This is a genomic window from Alteromonas sp. Cnat3-28 (genome assembly GCF_022348265.1).
Taxonomy (GTDB): domain Bacteria; phylum Pseudomonadota; class Gammaproteobacteria; order Enterobacterales; family Alteromonadaceae; genus Alteromonas; species Alteromonas macleodii.
Map to the genome: position 1 here is coordinate 96,480 of NZ_JAKREY010000003.1, position 16,152 is coordinate 112,631.

At 46.1% G+C, this 16,152-nt stretch carries 16 protein-coding genes; all 16 read right to left on the reverse strand.

Annotation, left to right across the window (positions count from 1 at the left end; genetic code table 11):
- The 16 genes from pilW to trmJ all read right to left on the reverse strand — a co-directional run bounded on the left by pilW (position 1) and on the right by trmJ (position 15,932).
- Positions 1 to 1,191 (reverse strand): type IV pilus biogenesis/stability protein PilW, encoded by a 1,191-nt coding sequence (gene pilW, locus MHM87_RS04435; RefSeq protein ID WP_239257859.1) that lies wholly within the window; start codon positions 1,189 to 1,191, stop codon positions 1 to 3.
- A 24-nt stretch (positions 1,192 to 1,215) separates the two neighbouring features.
- The gene (locus MHM87_RS04440; RefSeq protein ID WP_239257860.1) at positions 1,216 to 2,334 is read right to left on the reverse strand and encodes a bifunctional tRNA (adenosine(37)-C2)-methyltransferase TrmG/ribosomal RNA large subunit methyltransferase RlmN; all 1,119 of its coding nucleotides are present in this window, start codon (positions 2,332 to 2,334) and stop codon (positions 1,216 to 1,218) included.
- 313 nt (positions 2,335 to 2,647) lie between these two features.
- Entirely contained in the window at positions 2,648 to 3,079 is a 432-nt protein-coding gene (ndk, locus tag MHM87_RS04445) for a nucleoside-diphosphate kinase (RefSeq protein ID WP_012519000.1), read from the reverse strand.
- Between the two features lie 272 nt (positions 3,080 to 3,351).
- Positions 3,352 to 3,762 carry a SufE family protein gene (locus MHM87_RS04450; protein WP_014950170.1) on the reverse strand — a complete coding sequence of 137 codons (411 nt, stop codon included), beginning with the start codon at positions 3,760 to 3,762 and terminating at the stop codon, positions 3,352 to 3,354.
- A 59-nt stretch (positions 3,763 to 3,821) separates the two neighbouring features.
- Positions 3,822 to 4,355, reverse strand: coding sequence for a putative Fe-S cluster assembly protein SufT (sufT, locus tag MHM87_RS04455; RefSeq protein ID WP_239257861.1), 534 nt, complete (start codon positions 4,353 to 4,355; stop codon positions 3,822 to 3,824).
- A gap of 50 nt (positions 4,356 to 4,405) precedes the next feature.
- On the reverse strand, positions 4,406 to 4,762 hold the full coding sequence (locus MHM87_RS04460; protein WP_014979828.1) for an iron-sulfur cluster assembly accessory protein: 357 nt from the start codon (positions 4,760 to 4,762) through the stop codon (positions 4,406 to 4,408).
- Between the two features lie 9 nt (positions 4,763 to 4,771).
- The gene (locus MHM87_RS04465) at positions 4,772 to 5,989 is read right to left on the reverse strand and encodes a cysteine desulfurase (RefSeq protein WP_239257862.1); all 1,218 of its coding nucleotides are present in this window, start codon (positions 5,987 to 5,989) and stop codon (positions 4,772 to 4,774) included.
- The gene (sufD, locus tag MHM87_RS04470) at positions 5,986 to 7,242 is read right to left on the reverse strand and encodes a Fe-S cluster assembly protein SufD (RefSeq protein WP_039228366.1); all 1,257 of its coding nucleotides are present in this window, start codon (positions 7,240 to 7,242) and stop codon (positions 5,986 to 5,988) included. The genes MHM87_RS04465 and sufD overlap by 4 nt, the downstream gene beginning before the upstream one ends.
- Positions 7,239 to 8,000 carry a Fe-S cluster assembly ATPase SufC gene (sufC, locus tag MHM87_RS04475; RefSeq protein WP_014979831.1) on the reverse strand — a complete coding sequence of 254 codons (762 nt, stop codon included), beginning with the start codon at positions 7,998 to 8,000 and terminating at the stop codon, positions 7,239 to 7,241. The genes sufD and sufC overlap by 4 nt, the downstream gene beginning before the upstream one ends.
- Before the next feature lie 3 nt (positions 8,001 to 8,003).
- Positions 8,004 to 9,440, reverse strand: a complete 1,437-nt coding sequence (sufB, locus tag MHM87_RS04480; RefSeq protein ID WP_239257863.1) for a Fe-S cluster assembly protein SufB — start codon at positions 9,438 to 9,440, stop codon at positions 8,004 to 8,006.
- Positions 9,441 to 9,834: 394 nt separating this feature from the next.
- Complete coding sequence (locus MHM87_RS04485; protein ID WP_239257864.1) at positions 9,835 to 11,001, reverse strand: IscS subfamily cysteine desulfurase; 1,167 nt, start codon at positions 10,999 to 11,001, stop codon at positions 9,835 to 9,837.
- An 18-nt stretch (positions 11,002 to 11,019) separates the two neighbouring features.
- The gene (gene iscR / locus MHM87_RS04490) at positions 11,020 to 11,505 is read right to left on the reverse strand and encodes a Fe-S cluster assembly transcriptional regulator IscR (protein WP_014950178.1); all 486 of its coding nucleotides are present in this window, start codon (positions 11,503 to 11,505) and stop codon (positions 11,020 to 11,022) included.
- Positions 11,506 to 11,753: 248 nt separating this feature from the next.
- Positions 11,754 to 12,665: an alpha/beta hydrolase gene (locus tag MHM87_RS04495; protein ID WP_239257865.1), complete on the reverse strand. Its 912-nt coding sequence runs from the start codon at positions 12,663 to 12,665 to the stop codon at positions 11,754 to 11,756.
- A gap of 49 nt (positions 12,666 to 12,714) precedes the next feature.
- Positions 12,715 to 14,169 carry an NAD(P)/FAD-dependent oxidoreductase gene (locus MHM87_RS04500; protein ID WP_239257866.1) on the reverse strand — a complete coding sequence of 485 codons (1,455 nt, stop codon included), beginning with the start codon at positions 14,167 to 14,169 and terminating at the stop codon, positions 12,715 to 12,717.
- Between the two features lie 168 nt (positions 14,170 to 14,337).
- A complete protein-coding gene (gene cysE / locus MHM87_RS04505; RefSeq protein ID WP_239257867.1) occupies positions 14,338 to 15,162 on the reverse strand; it encodes a serine O-acetyltransferase in 825 nt (274 codons plus the stop codon).
- Between the two features lie 5 nt (positions 15,163 to 15,167).
- Complete coding sequence (trmJ, locus tag MHM87_RS04510; protein WP_014950182.1) at positions 15,168 to 15,932, reverse strand: tRNA (cytosine(32)/uridine(32)-2'-O)-methyltransferase TrmJ; 765 nt, start codon at positions 15,930 to 15,932, stop codon at positions 15,168 to 15,170.
- Positions 15,933 to 16,152 lie beyond the last annotated feature (220 nt).

Consider the following 16,152-nt stretch of genomic DNA (forward strand, 5'->3'; position numbering starts at 1 on the left):
TTATTCCTCCTGCATACTCGGTGGTACTAACCAAAGCGTCTGACCAGCAATAATAGCGCCAGTATTTTCAAGGTTATTCCACTCTTGCAGTGTTGCCATTTTGATATTGTGCAATAAAGAAATACGATATAAGTTTTCACCTTCTTTTACTACATGGAATTTATCACTTTGCACAGATAATTCAGTATTTTGTGCTTTTTCCGGTGTGTTAGCTGTGGCTGTAGGAGCGCTGTCGGTGTTATTGCTCTGAGATTGACGCTGAGCGTCGTTGTCTTGGGCGACGCTCTTTTCATTTTCTTTATCGTTTGATGATGTTTGTGTAAGCCCGTCGGTATTTGTTTGGTTTTCGCTTATTTGTGTTTCAGAATCGTTTGGCTGTGTAGATTTGACGGTTTTAACCACTTTGTTTTGCATACTTTCACGTTGCACTAAGTAACGTTTAGTAAGCTCACTTTCAGGGAACAATGACATCATCATTTCGCCATACCCCTTTGCAGTCTCTAGATCCCCTTTCCCTTTGGCTATTTCATAAGCTAACCACAATGAATCTGGCGTAACTTTGGCAACACGTTCGTATTTTCGTAACGTAGATTCAGCAAGTTCCCACTGTTCTGAAACCGTGTAAAGTTCACTGAGTAAGAACAGGCTTTTGCCCCTAGCAGGCTGATGTTTTAATGCGTCTTGAAAATAGCCGATCGCTTCATCTAGCTTACCTTGACTTTGCGCGCACAAAGCCAAGTTCTCGTAGGTTTGCGCTGCGTTAGCGTAAAGCCTGTTATTTATCGCATCAAAGAAATACGCTTTGGCTTTTTCGTATTCGCCGTTTTGGCACTTAAACGCGCCATAACTGTTGGCAATATCGCCATTGTTAGGCGCAAGGTCAATAGCAGTTTCATAGTACTCTTCCGCTCGAAGGTTATCCCCCACCAGCTGATAGTAATATGCCATCGCAAACTGAACATCTGCAGAGCGTGGATTAAACTCAAGCGCTTTGTCGAGGTTCTTTTTTGCCTGCGTGTAGTTGTTATTTTGAAGGTAGGTAAGACCAAGGGACATGCGTGTTTTGGCGGCTTCTTCGTGATCGAAGTTACCGCCATACAACCCTGACTGGTTATTACTGACGCAGCCAGAAGTGAAAATAATCGCGCTTAAAAAGCCAATTTTAAGTGACGTTCGCAATCCCGCAACCATAGTCTTACCCTAATATCTTAATGATTATTGGGCCATTTTTACTGAAATTGCTTCGCCCTTCACCTGTTTTTTTAACATTCTTTTCGTTCTGTCTACCACATCACCCACTAATTGACCGCATGCTGCGTCGATATCATCACCTCGCGTTTTACGCACAACGGTTGTAAACCCATATTGCATAAGCACTTTTGCGAATCTATCAATACGCGAATTGCTTGAACATGTATAAGGCGAACCCGGGTAAGGGTTAAATGGTATTAAGTTTATTTTACTAGGTGTGTCTTTCAATACCTTTGCCAACTGGTGCGCTTGTTCAGTACTGTCATTGATGTTTGAAAGCATAACGTATTCTACCGTTACACGGCCTTGGTTCGCTTTAGATTTGGCCAGATAACGACGTACGCCTGCTAAGAAGGCTTCGATATTGTACTTCTTATTGATAGGCACGATTTCGTTGCGCAACTCATCGGTGGGTGCGTGTAATGAAATAGCTAAAGCTACGTCTATTTGGTCACCCAACATATCTAGCGCTGGAACCACGCCCGATGTACTTAGCGTAACGCGGCGTTTAGACAGGCCGAAACCGAAATCGTCCAGCATAATATCCATTGCTGGTACAACGTTTTTAAGGTTAAGCAGTGGCTCACCCATACCCATCATTACTACGTTAGTGATAGGGCGTTTGCTTGAGTCTTTTGAAAGACCAAGGAAAGTAGCTACACGCCAAACCTGACCAATAATTTCACTTACACTTAGGTTACGGTTAAACCCCTGCTGCGCGGTTGAACAGAAAGTACACTCTAGCGCGCAACCTACCTGTGATGACACGCAAAGCGTTGCACGGTCAGTTTCTGGGATCCAAACAGATTCAACTTCCTGACCACCTTCAAGGGTAAGTGCAAACTTAATCGTGCCGTCGCTCGCTTCTTGAAAGTATGCAATTTCAGGCGCTTTAATTTCGCAATTTTCAATGAGCATCGCGCGAAGGTTTTTATTGAGGTTACTCATTTCCTCGAAATCGCTAATACCGTGCTGGTAAATCCATTTCATCACCTGATCGGCACGAAACGGTTTCTCGCCCATTTCTTTAAAGAAATTGCGCAAGCCTTCGCGATTTAAGTTTAATAAGTTAGTTTTTGCCATGAATAAAATGACCCTTTTACCTTCGAGGGATGCCCCTCTTACTACTGAATACGGTGTAAAAACCAGCGATTCGACTATGTCTTGAACGACATTTAAGAAAAAGAAAAGCGCTGATTAAAATTTGCGCGGATTTTACCACAGATGAGATTTGAGAAAAAGCCGATTTAACGCAGAGAAACGTTAAGTTTGGCAATGCGCGAGAAGCGTGGTTTAGCTCGCCTAAATGAGCGCCGAGCAAAGCAGCATAAAGCGTGCTCAGACGCTCAGAAACAAAAAACGGGGCTTATAGCCCCGTTTATCTACCTATGTAATCTTAGCGAGTACGTGGGCAGATTTCTTCTTCAGAGAAGAAGTAAGCAATTTCACGTGCTGCTGACTCAGGTGCGTCAGAACCGTGAACTGCGTTTTCGTCGATTGACGCAGCGTAGTCTGAACGTAGTGTACCTGCAGCTGCATCAGCTGGGTTAGTTGCGCCCATGATTTCACGGTTAGCTAGAACTGCGTTTTCGCCTTCTAGTACTTGAACCATAACAGGACCAGACGTCATGAAGTCTACAAGTGCGCCGAAGAAAGGACGCTCTTTGTGTTCTGCATAGAAGCCTTCTGCTTGCTCTTTGCTCATGTGGATCATCTTAGATGCCACGATGCGAAGACCTGCAGATTCGAAACGGTTGTAAATTGCACCGATTACGTTTTTAGCTACCGCATCAGGCTTGATAATCGAAAAAGTACGCTCAAGAGCCATGTTCTCTCTCCAAACAAATAGTGTGTGTATCTTTAAAATTTTGGCCGCGAATTATAGGCAATAAATAGCAGCTTGACCAGAGCCTTTATCAAATCAGATATAAAGTACTGTTTTTATGCGCAAATGTAGAGAAAGGTTAGCCTGTTGGCGATGACAATATGATGACAACGTACAGATTATTTTGCACAGAACTAATTATCGAGGACTCACCTGCCCCACTGCCTTTACTATGAAACCCTAAAACGGCTTAAAGAAACCAACGCTTAAAAAAATTAAGCGTTGGCTTTTGCTAATTCTTGAATTTTACCCACAATGGCGCGTAAGCCATTACCGCGGGTTGGCGTTATATGACGCTCTAGGTCTAGTGCTTCAAAATAGCCGTCGATATCAAACGCTAAAATATCTGTTGGCGTTTTGTCATTATAAGCGGCAAGTACTAACGCGAGCAGCCCTTGAACGATAACTGCATCGCTGTCTACGTCAAAGTTGATTTTATTGCCGTCGTAAGACTCCACCAGCCAAACGCTGCTCTGACACCCTTTGACCAAACGCTCGGGTGTTTTAGCATCTTCAGGCAAGCCCGGAATAGATTTCCCTAAATCAATGATGTACTGATAACGCTGTTCCCAATCGTCGAAGAACGCTAAATCATCAATAATTTCGTCACTGCTAGGTAGTTGCATTGCTATTTCCGCTTAATTTGTTTGAAAAATTGTGTGATTAAATTTCACTGTGTGGATGATTAGAAGAACAGGCCTGCTTCAAGCTGTGCTTCTTCACTCATCATATCACGGGACCATGCAGGGTCGAATACAAGCTCTACTTTGACGTTTTTAACATGGGGAACCATGGCAACGCGGTATTCAACGTCGCCAACCAATACTGGGCCCATGCCGCAGCCTGGTGCGGTCAGGGTCATATCAATATTAACGCTGCTAGTATCTTGATCAATTTCCACTTTGTAGATAAGACCAAGGGATACGAGATTGATAGGGATCTCAGGGTCAAAGATAGTTTCTAACGCGTCCCACACTTGCTGTTCGCTTATGTTTCCGTCTTCTGGCGCGTCAAAGCTCAGAGTCATCGCTTTTCGGCCAATAGCACCTGCATCAGTACCATCGATGCGGTACATGTTGCCACGCCACGTTACCGTATAGTTACCACCGAGCTCTTGGGTGATATTCACAAACTCGCCTTCAGGGATCACGGTAGGATTGCCCGCTGGAACCAAGCGCGCTTTACAGTCGCGCTCGGTGGTCACCATTTTTTGCTTCATAAACTACTTAGTACTCTTTGTTCTACCACTGATGGCCTTTGACGTGGCACTTAGCCAACGTTAAAGCTTTCACCGCATCCGCACTCATCAACCACGTTCGGGTTGTTGTATTTAATGACGCCGTTCACACCTTCTGTAACGTAATCAATTTCAGTATTACGCAGTAGGTCGGTGGCATCTGCAGCCACGGCTACGTTAAGTACTGGCGAAATTTCAACAATTTCGTCATCGGCTTGCGCACTATCTGCGAAATCAAGCACATAGGCGTAACCTGTACAGCCGCTTACTTTTGTCGATAAACGAATTAACTGACCTGGCTTGTCTTTAAGCTTACTTTCGAAATGCTTAACGGCACTGTCAGTTAGCGAAATGAGTTTTGTACTAGGTACGAAAGTTTCAACACTCATAATGCCTCCTTAGGCCAACATTATTTTTGCTTTTTTAAGCGCAGCAAATAGGCTGTCTACTTCTTCAAGCGTATTGTAAATTGAGAACGACGCACGGGCAGTACCCGGAATACCAAAGCGCTTCATTAGCGGCTGTGCACAGTTATCACCGGTACGGATCGCAACGCCTTGTCTATCGAGAATGAAGCCCACGTCCGCCGGGTGCGCACCTTCCAGTAGAAAACTCAGCACGCCTACCTTGTTAGGTGCTGTACCGATTATCCGCATACCGTCAAACGCTTCGGCCTGCTCGGTAGCATAGGCAAGCAGCTTTTGTTCATGTTCATGCAAAGCATTGACATCAAGGGCACTAAACCAATCTACTGCAGCGCCCATACCAATGGCACCTGCGATGTTTGGCGTACCGGCTTCTAAGCGATTTGGCAACGCACCCCATGTGGCTTCATGGTAAGTCACGTCTTTGATCATCTCGCCGCCTACCTGCCAAACAGGCCAGGTTTCTAGCACCTCTTTTTTGCCCCACAGACAGCCAATGCCCGTTGGGCCGAATAGCTTGTGGCCTGAAAACGCGTAAAAATCACAGCCAATGTCTTGTACGTCAACACCGCCGTGAGCAATGCCCTGTGCGCCATCAACCAGCACCCATGCGCCTACCGCTTTCGCTTTTTCAGTAAGCAGTTTAATTGGGTTAACCGTTCCTAATGCATTCGATACGTGAGGAAACGCCACCAGCTTAGTGTTTTCAGACAGCAGCCTATCGAAAGCGTCTACGTCTAACTCTCCGCTGTCGAAAATAGGTACAACATTTAGCGTTGCACCAGAACGGCGACACGCTTGTTGCCAAGTCACCAAGTTTGCGTGGTGCTCAAGCTCAGTCACCATCACTTCGTCACCTTCGCTTAGTAGCTGTCCGAGACCATTGGCGACTATATTAATGGCTTCTGTGGTGCCCGACGTCCAGATAACTTCTTCACGCGCTTTCGCGTTAATGAACTTTGCAACGCTGGTACGTGCATTTTCGTAACGTCGCGTGGCTTCATCCGATAAATGGTGCGCACCGCGGTGCACGTTTGCATTCGTCCCCGTGTAAAAATCTACTAAGGCGTCGATAACGGCCTGAGGTTTTTGTGTTGTTGCCGCATTATCTAGGTAGACCAGCGGCTTGCCGTCTACCGTTTTAGATAAAATAGGAAACTGGGCACGAAGTGCTGCAACGTCTAAGCTCATTTCACCTCCATTTGGGCGAAGCGCTCACTTAAAATTGGTGCTAGCCATTCACGGACTGCCGCATTAGGCACGTCATTTATAAGCTCTTGAATGAAGCCAAAGTTGAGCATTACCAGTGCTTTACTGCGAGAAACGCCGCGGGTAAGCATGTAATACAAGGCTTCTTCTTCAATTTCAGCAACCGTTGCACCGTGAGCACATTTTACGTCATCAGCATAAATTTCAAGCTCAGGCTTGGTGTTGATAACGCCGCGACGAGATAGCAACAAGTTGCGGTTATTAAGTTCAGCCAATGTCTTTTGCGCATCACGATGAATATGAATGCGACCATTGAACACGGCACGTGCTTTATCGCCTACAATCCCACGCGCGTTTTCTTCTGTTGTGCCATTAGGCATCGCGTGCTCAATGGTGGAGTGAAGGTCAAATAACTCGCCTTCCGCCAGAAGATAAATGGCATTCATTTTTGCATCGGCAAATTCGCCGGCGTGATGAATGTCTACATCTAAACGGGAAAGCTCACTTCCATAGCCCACCATGGTGCTGTTAAGCGTGGTGCGGTTATGAAGTTTGAAGTGGCTGCCGCCTAATTGCTTGGCTTTGCCAGTAAACATAGCAAAACGATAGTGCTCTAGATGTGCATCATCAGCAAGGTCATATTCAGCAAACGCTGTGGTTAAGCTTTCAGTATCGCCAAAACCTTGCTCGATAACAGTAGCACTTGCGCCTTCAGCGACCTTCACCACCACGCGGGTATGGGCATCAACATTTTGCGACGCCATGTTCACAATGCGCACTGGCGTGTCGATTTTCGCGCCTGCTTCAACATTAATAAATATACCGTGTTGGCACAGCGCATCGTTAACTAGGCCAAACATATGACGGGTTGGTTTAACCTGACCGTATACACTGCTGATCGCTTGCTGCGTGGCAGTATCATCATTATTAAGCGACGTGATGCTCATGCCCGCTGGCACATTTAGCGTGTTAACCTGCGTGACCAAGACACCGTCTACAAATACAAGGTCGATAGCATTTAGGTTATCGATAGCGGGTACCGGTAAACTGTCTGCCTGAACCGCTTGCTTAGCTTCACGCTTTTCAACGGGTGTTAGCGGCGTAAAACGCCAGCTTTCGTTTCTACGGGCTGGCCAACCATCAGCTTTTAACTTTTCTAAGGCCTGCTGACGCACGGGCGCTAAGTAATCGGAGATTTGCGCCGCATCAATGACCTGTTCTAGCCATTGACTCATGCTTCAGCCTCCTCGTACGCTTTACCTAGGAATGCGTATCCGCTCTTCTCAACTTCTAGCGCTAGTGACGCGTCACCGCTTTTCACGATTTTGCCGTCGGCAAGAATGTGAACAAAGTCAGGCTTGATGTAGTCTAGAAGACGCTGGTAGTGGGTAACAACGATGAAGCTACGCTCACCGTCGCGCTGGCTGTTAACACCGTCGGCAACGACCTGAAGTGCATCAACGTCAAGGCCTGAGTCTGATTCATCTAGAATACAAAGCTTTGGCTCTAGCAAAATCATTTGCATGATTTCGTTACGCTTCTTCTCACCACCAGAGAAACCTTCGTTTACACCGCGCTTCAAGAAATCCAATGGAAGCTGTACCTGCTTGCACGCTTCTTTTGCTTTCTTTAAAAACTCAGCAGCTGTTAATGGCGCTTCGCCGCGCTGTTCGCGCATAGCGTTAACTGACTCTTTCATGAATTCCATATTGCTTACGCCAGGAATTTCAACTGGGTATTGGAACGCAAGGAAAAGGCCTTCACGGGCACGCTCTTCTACTTCGAGCTCTAATAGGTCTTTACCGTTAAGCGTGGCTTCGCCTTCGCTTACTTCGTAACCATCACGACCAGATAGGACGTAGCCTAGTGTACTTTTACCGGCTCCGTTGGGGCCCATGATAGCGTGTACTTCACCAGGTTTAACTTCAAGGTTAAGACCTTTAATGATGTTTTTCTCTTCCACGCTGGCATGTAAATTCTTGATACTAAGCATTGATTACCCCACTGAACCTTCAAGACTAATTTCGAGCAGCTTGCCGGCTTCTACGGCAAATTCCATTGGCAGCTCTTTGAATACTTCTTTACAGAAACCGTTAACAATCATAGAAACGGCCTTTTCTGTGTCTAAGCCACGTTGCTGACACAGGAATAATTGTTCGTCGCTCACCTTCGATGTAGTTGCTTCGTGCTCAACAATGGCTGAAGGGTTGCGGCTTTCGATATACGGGAATGTGTGCGCGCCACATTTGTCACCGATAAGTAGAGAGTCACACTCGGTGAAGTTACGTGCTCCGTCTGCGCGAGGGCCCATTTGAACCAGCCCGCGATAGGCGTTGTTACTGTTACCCGCTGAGATACCTTTAGAGATAATGGTCGACTTGGTATTTTTACCCACGTGGATCATCTTAGTTCCGGTATCAGCCTGCTGGCGACCGCGCGTTAGCGCTACTGAATAGAATTCACCTACACTGTTGTCGCCTTTAAGTACACAGCTTGGGTACTTCCACGTAACCGCAGAGCCGGTTTCAACCTGCGTCCACGAGATTTTCGCATTGGTATGCGCTACACCACGTTTTGTCACGAAGTTGTAGATACCGCCTTTACCGTTCTCGTCACCTGGGTACCAGTTCTGTACCGTTGAGTATTTAATTTGCGCATCGTCCATTGCCACTAGCTCAACCACTGCCGCATGCAGCTGGTTTTCATCGCGCTGTGGCGCGGTACAACCTTCAAGGTAGCTTACATAGCTGCCTTCATCAGCAACAATCAAGGTACGCTCGAACTGACCGGTGTTCATTTCGTTAATACGGAAATAAGTAGAAAGCTCCATTGGGCAACGTGTGCCTTTTGGAATATAAACAAATGAACCGTCAGTAAATACAGCGCTATTAAGCGCAGCAAAATAGTTATCTGTGCGCGGCACTACCGAACCGATGTATTTCTTTACAAGGTCTGGGTACTTCTGTACTGCCTCAGAAATTGGGCAAAAGATCACTCCCGCTTCTTCAAGCTTATCGCGAAACGTAGTTACAACCGATACCGAGTCGAATACCGCATCTACCGCAACGCCTGCCAGCATTTCCTGCTCGTGTAGAGGAATGCCCAGCTTTTCATAGGTGCGAAGTAGCTCAGGGTCAACTTCATCTAGCGACTTAGGCTTATCTTTGATACTCTTTGGTGCCGAGTAATAAGAAATGGCCTGATAATCGATTTTCGGATAGTCGACATGCGCCCAATCAGGCTCTTCCATTTCTAGCCATGCATGATAAGACTTCAAACGCCATTCAAGCATCCATTCAGGCTCGTTTTTCATTGCTGATATGCGGCGGATAACCGACTCGTCCAGGCCGCTTTCAAACGTTTCCGATTCGATTTCTGAATAGAAACCCGCATCGTACTTTCTTTCTAACGCCTGTTCGATCTGTTCACTCATGTTGGGATCTCACTTGTTTGCCTGCATTTGCTGCCACTAACCTTTCTATTTAACTGGCAAATAAATCACCCCACGGTCTTGGTAATTTATATCGACTTTCAACTTCAACAACGTCATTTATTTGGGTTTACGCCCAAAAGAGTTGCCAAAACTGCCAGTTACATTGCGGACAGCCTAAAATTTTGGTGCCGTAGTATATAATACCCGACTATTTCACTCAAATATTCAGCCATTAATTTATGGCCACTTACGCGTTTTAAACGCTGCTTAAAGGTCAATTTCCTTCAAACGCGCATTAATTTTCTTCCACATTCACTAAAATAAAAAAGAATGCGCTAACACTAACTACGCTTTGCCTACTACAAAAACCCGCGCTCAACGACGGTATAGGCGTTTATGCTGAAACCGCTTGGCGTAGTCTTGTTGTTACATCCACTACTTTTTGTATTACGTAATCGATGTCTTCTTGGGTCGTAAAACGCCCCACACTGAATCTAATTCCTGCATGCGCCAATTCGTTGCTGCGGCCAATCGCTTTTAACACATACGAGGGCTCTAGACTCGCTGACGTACATGCCGACCCTGAAGATACGGCAATATCATTTAAGCCCATCATCAAGCTTTCGCCGTCTACACCCGCAAAACTCACATTTAGAATGCCTGGGATTCGCTGTGTGGCGTGGCCGTTTAAATAGACATCGTCGAGCTGCTGAAGGCCTTGCCACAGCGATTCACGCAGCGTTAATATGCGCGCACTATCCTCTTCCATTTTTGAAGAAGCTAGCGCGATGGCTTCACCCATTCCAACAATTTGGTGGGTGGCTAATGTACCCGACCGCATGCCGCGCTCGTGGCCCCCGCCATGAATTTGTGCCACCAGATTAATTTTGGGACGGCGACGCACATATAGCGCCCCCATACCTTTCGGGCCGTATATCTTGTGCGCCGATATAGACAGCAAATCTATAGGAAGCTCAGCTAAATCAATGGCAATTTTGCCCACACTTTGCGCACCATCCACATGAAAAAGAATGCCTTTGTCACGACAAAGCTGGCCAATAGCTTGAATGTCTTGGATAACCCCAAGTTCATTGTTAACGTGCATCACCGACACCAAAATAGTGTCGTCGCGCAACGCATTTTCAAGCGCATTTAAATCAATTAACCCGTGCGGCTGTACTTCAAGATACGTAACCTCAAAGCCTTGGCTTTGTAAGAACTCACAGGTATCCAACACCGCTTTGTGTTCGGTATTAACGGTAATGATATGCTTGCCTTTATTGGCATAACCTTGGGCAACGCCTTTTATTGCAAGGTTGTTCGATTCAGTGGCCCCCGAAGTAAAAACAATTTCTCTAGGGTCGCAATTAAGCGCGTCGCTGATTTGATTTCTAGCAACATCAACCGCTTCTTCTGCCATCCAGCCGAAGCGATAACTACGAGAAGCTGGGTTACCAAAGTTGCCATCCAGGGTTAGGCATTTTGCCATTGCCTCGGCCACACTTGGGTCTACCGGTGTTGTTGCTGCGTAATCTAAATAAATGGGTGTTGATAAAGCCATGCGTTACTCAATACCAATTTAAAGTTGGATACTAACTTCAATATCTTTGGTGATATGACGAAGTGAGGCATTACCGTCTTGACGGTCGGCTACCTCTTGCACATCACGCTTTGCCATTAACTCGCCCAACGTAATTGAATTCAAAAACGCCGCAATGCGATCACTTAGGTCTTGCCACAAGCTGTGCGTTAGGCAGCGATCGCCGCCTTGGCAATCTGCTTGTCCTTGGCAACGTGTCGCATCAATGGACTCGTCGACGGCGCGAATGACTTCGCCAATCGCAATTTTGCTTGCTTCACGGCCTAACAAATAGCCGCCGCCAGGCCCGCGGACGCTGTCTACCAATTGCTCTTTACGCAATCGAGAAAAAAGCTGTTCAAGGTAAGATAAAGAAATTTCTTGTCGTTCTGAAATGTCGGCAAGAGGCACTGGACCACGCTTTGAATGCAAAGCGACATCAAGCATTGCGGTAACCGCATAGCGCCCTTTCGAAGTGAGTTTCATTGGATTCTCCCGCCGTTTTATAGTGCGGGAATTTTCACATACCCGACTAAAATGGTCAAGTATAAGACCCAGTAAATTAGTCAGGTATTATTGATTCGAGTAATCGCTTTTTTGTATCAGGACTTTCGTTTCGTATAAGCACCATCCTATTAAGCACTATTAGGCGCAAAATTTGCGCGGAAAGGTCTGCTAATAAAAGGCGATGAATGGCTTATTTGAAGGGTAAATAATATTGGCGACCATAAGCGCTATTTGTTTGCATTTAAGTGAATATGAGCAAGAATACTGTCTGCTATCCGATGTGATTGAACGGTATCAATTTGATGGCGCAACCCACGCAACACTTGATGTTTAGCACCTGATATAGCTCTGGCTGTTGCAACACCGCCACTGGGATGCACCATGTGATCAACATCTCCGTGAATCACTAATGTTGGAGCTTTGACATTTTGAAGCATTGGCGTTCGGTCCCCGGATTTCATAATAGCACCGATTTGCCGGAACATCGCTTTTGCATCACTTTTGCCACCATTGCGCTGCCATGCCAAACGCGCGTACTGATGCCATTGGTTTACGGCTCCGTTTGCAGCTACATCGCCAATATGCGTCATCATTGCCTGATAGTTTTTTACTGCGTCATTTTCGTTCATTGGCGCTTTAGCTCTTGCCATTCGCCATAGCGTTGAATAAGAGGGTTGCCCTACGCGGCGATTCCCTGTCGTCGAGAAAATAGACGTCATAGATATCACTTTTTCAGGATGTATACTTGCAAGGGTCTGTGCAATCATCCCTCCCATAGACATTCCTGCGATATGTGCGCTTGTTATATTTAGCGCCTCTAACAACTGTGCAGTATCTTCAGCCATCCGCTCAAGTCCATATGCACCTTTCGGCGACCTTCCTCTTAACTGCTGTAATAGGCTGGGATGCGGTGTGTCGCTGCGTACTGACCTTCCTGCATCACGATTGTCAAAACAAATAACGCGAAATCCACTAGCAACTAAACGCTCAATAAGCGCGTTTGGCCAATAAACCAACTGAAGACCTAAACCCACAATAAGTACAATGGTATCGGTATTTCCGACACCATGTTCGGCATAGCAAAACCTATCACCGCTTTTAAGCGTTACGTATTGCTCATGATGCTGGGCTAAACTCATTTAAAGCTCTCGTGATTTAATAAAAGTAAGTGTGCGTCTATTAAAATTTCTATTCAAACTTAAGCGCTGGATCGTCCACACGGCCTTTCCGAAAAATTTTCACGTCTTGTGCATGATTGAACGACATAGACCAAGGAAACTGCATGCCTTGACGTGGCAACTGTTCTAAAGAGCGTTGGATGTAGCCAGCGCCAAAGTTTAGCAACGGTTGTGTTTCCATATTTGGGTCTGCTACAGGTGTACACTGTGTAAAGCCGTGCTCTTCCATATGATTAAGCAATCGCGTGAAATGTTCACATAGAAGGCCAATTTTTAGTGTCCACGATGAAGCTGTATAGCCCACCGCAATAGCAAAATTAGGCACGCCACTGAGTAACATACCTTTATACGTGACGCATTCTGGAAGCGAAACAGCTTCACCATCAATTTTTGGCACTATCCCTCCTAAAGGCTGAAGGTTTAATCCAGTGGCTGTTACTATAATATCTGCTTCAATATGCTGGCCCGAATCAAGTTTAATGCCCGTTTCAGTAAACGTATCTATAGTATCTGTTGCAACCGACGCCTTACCTTTCGAAATTGACTCGAATAAATCTCCCCCCGGAACTGCACACAGTCGCTGCTCCCAAGGATTGTAAGGAGGGTTAAAGTGTATATCTACTGGATATCCTTCGGGTAACATTTTTGCATTAAGACTGCGTATTATTTTGCGCGCACGATGCGGAAAGCGCTGACAAAATGCGTACACCCAACGCTGTTTCGCTATGTTAAACCAACGCGCAGCTTTAAACGCTGTATCCTCGCTAAACCACGCGCGTAAATGTTTTGCGATTGGGTCATCTACGGGAACAGGCAATACGTAGGATGGCGTTCTTTGCAGCATAGTCACGTGCGATGCGCTTTTCGCTAGTGCGGGAACCAGCGTTACCGCCGTTGCACCGCTTCCGATTACCACGACGCGTTTGTTTTCGTAATCCAGATCTTCAGGCCAATGCTGTGGATGTACAATCTGACCGTTAAATTGTGATTGCCCTTTGAAATGTGGTGCATAACCTTTATCGTATCGATAATAACCCGAAGCGTTAAATATCCATCTGGCGGCAATGTGCTCATGCTGCCCACTCTCTTCTGACTTTAACGTAACCCGCCAATAGTGTTTATCGCTTTGCCAATCTATATCTACCACACGAGTTAAAAAACGTAAGTGCTCTTTAATACCGTTTTCAGCCGCGGTTTCTTCTACGTAAGCCTTTATTGAACGACCATCAGCAATGGCCTTTTTCTCTTTCCAAGGTTTGAATTCGTAGCCAAAGGTGAATAAATCAGAATCTGAGCGTATTCCCGGGTATTTGAATAAATCCCATGTGCCGCCCAAATCACCGCGGGCTTCTATAATAGAATATGAAAGGTCAGGACATTTTTTTTGAATGTGGTAGGCGCAGCCGATACCCGAAATTCCGGCTCCAACAATTAGTACGTCGAGTAACTGCGCGGTTTCTTGCATAACGTCCCTGAAAAGTGATGATCAACCTTCCATCTCAATGTATGTTGGAGTTATGCATGAGTCAATGTGCTTGTTAATGTTTTGTAAAAACAAGCCTTTGTGAATTTTTACTATATAAGGGTGAAGGTTCTCGGCCTTAGCACCCGAAAATAGTATGCGGAATTAGAGTTAAATAGCGGGGTCGAAAGAAGAATGAGCCTTCTCTCGCTCTTGGGTTTCCTTTAGGTCGAAACCCGTTTCTACGAAATCTTCAGCGCTAATATTGTGTAAATTATCGGTACACACATCGCCACCTAGCGACTGAATGACCTTGCACATCTCTTCCACTTTGGTGTCCATTTGGTGCATGTGCTCTAGCATTATGCCCATCGCATTGGCCACAGGATCAGGGTTATCTGGCGCGACAGCATAGGCATCAAAACCATATTTCTGGGCAATTTTATCTCGCTCGGGGTTTACCGACGCATTCATCTCTTTTTGCTTCGAGATAATGATACGACCCGGGATCCCCACCGCCGTAGCGCCATCAGGAATATCTTTTACGACCACAGAGTTAGACCCTACTTTAGCGTTTTCACCTATAATAATAGGCCCTAACACTTTGGCACCAGCCCCAACTACAGCGCCTTTTTTAAGGGTTGGGTGGCGCTTACCTGCTCTCCAGCTAGTGCCTCCAAGAGTAACGCCGTGGTAAAGGGTGACATCATCGCCAATTTCTGCTGTTTCACCAATGACCACACCCATACCGTGGTCGATAAATACCCGTCGTCCTAACGTGGCACCAGGATGAATTTCAATCCCCGTAAGCCAACGGCTAAAGGTTGATAAACTGCGTGCCAACCATTTCCATTCAGCCTTCCATAGTTTGTGACTAATGCGATGCAGCCACACTGCATGAAGTCCAGGGTAGTTGGTTAGCACTTCAAAGGTGTTTCTGGCCGCTGGGTCGCGATGAAATACACCTTGAATATCATCTTTTATACGGGCGAACATAGTGTTTACTCTTTTTCTTCTATCGCTGGTGCAGGGTCTGCATCGCCTGAGTTAGCATTCTTCACCGATTTATCGATAGACGCCAATATACCGCGCAATATATTAAGCTCTTGAGACTCAGGGCGTGCTCGGTTAAACAAGCGGCGCAGCTTAGTCATAACCACACCTGGGTGACTTTTGCGAATGAATGACGTGCCTTCCAGCGTGGTTTCCAAATGCGTATAAAAACGCTCTAAATCGTCATTCAGTGGATATTCTTCCTCAACACTTGGATAGGTTTCGCGATTTAGATAGGCCATGCGAATCTCATAACAAAGGGTTTGCACTGCTGCTGCTAAATTAAGTGAGCTGTATTCAGGGTTGGCTGGAATACACATATGGAAGTGACACTGCTGCAGCTCTTCATTAGTTAAACCACTGTTCTCACGCCCAAACACCAAGGCTACCGGGTACTTTTCTACTTCTTGGACCAGCTTTTCGCCACAGTCGCGCGGGCCTAACATAGGCCATGAATGAGTGCGAGAGCGTGCAGACGTCCCTACTACCAAGCCACAGTCTTTAACTGCCTCTTCCAGCGTGCTTACAATTTTCGCGTTAGCAAGCACATCACCTGCCCCTGCCGCCAATGCACTGGCTTGACCGTCTGGCTCATTTACTGGGTCGACAAGATATAAGCTGCTCAGCCCCATGGTTTTCATAGCTCTTGCTGTCGAGCCGATGTTTCCCGTGTGAGACGTGTTAACTAAAATAATGCGAATATTCTCGAGCATGCGTGTAATACCTACGTACTTATTTGGATAGCGTCTTTAATTCGATATTACGCGTCATTGGCGTACTATCTTACAGACCTTAATAGCGTGAAGTTTAACACAGTGGCAGTATAGATGGCTATTCACGCTATTGTGCTGGGATTTCATTTGCATCGCGCATAGATTCTGGTAGACTCCGCCCGTTTTCGAAAACAATTAGCTATTTTTTGTACAGCTAGTT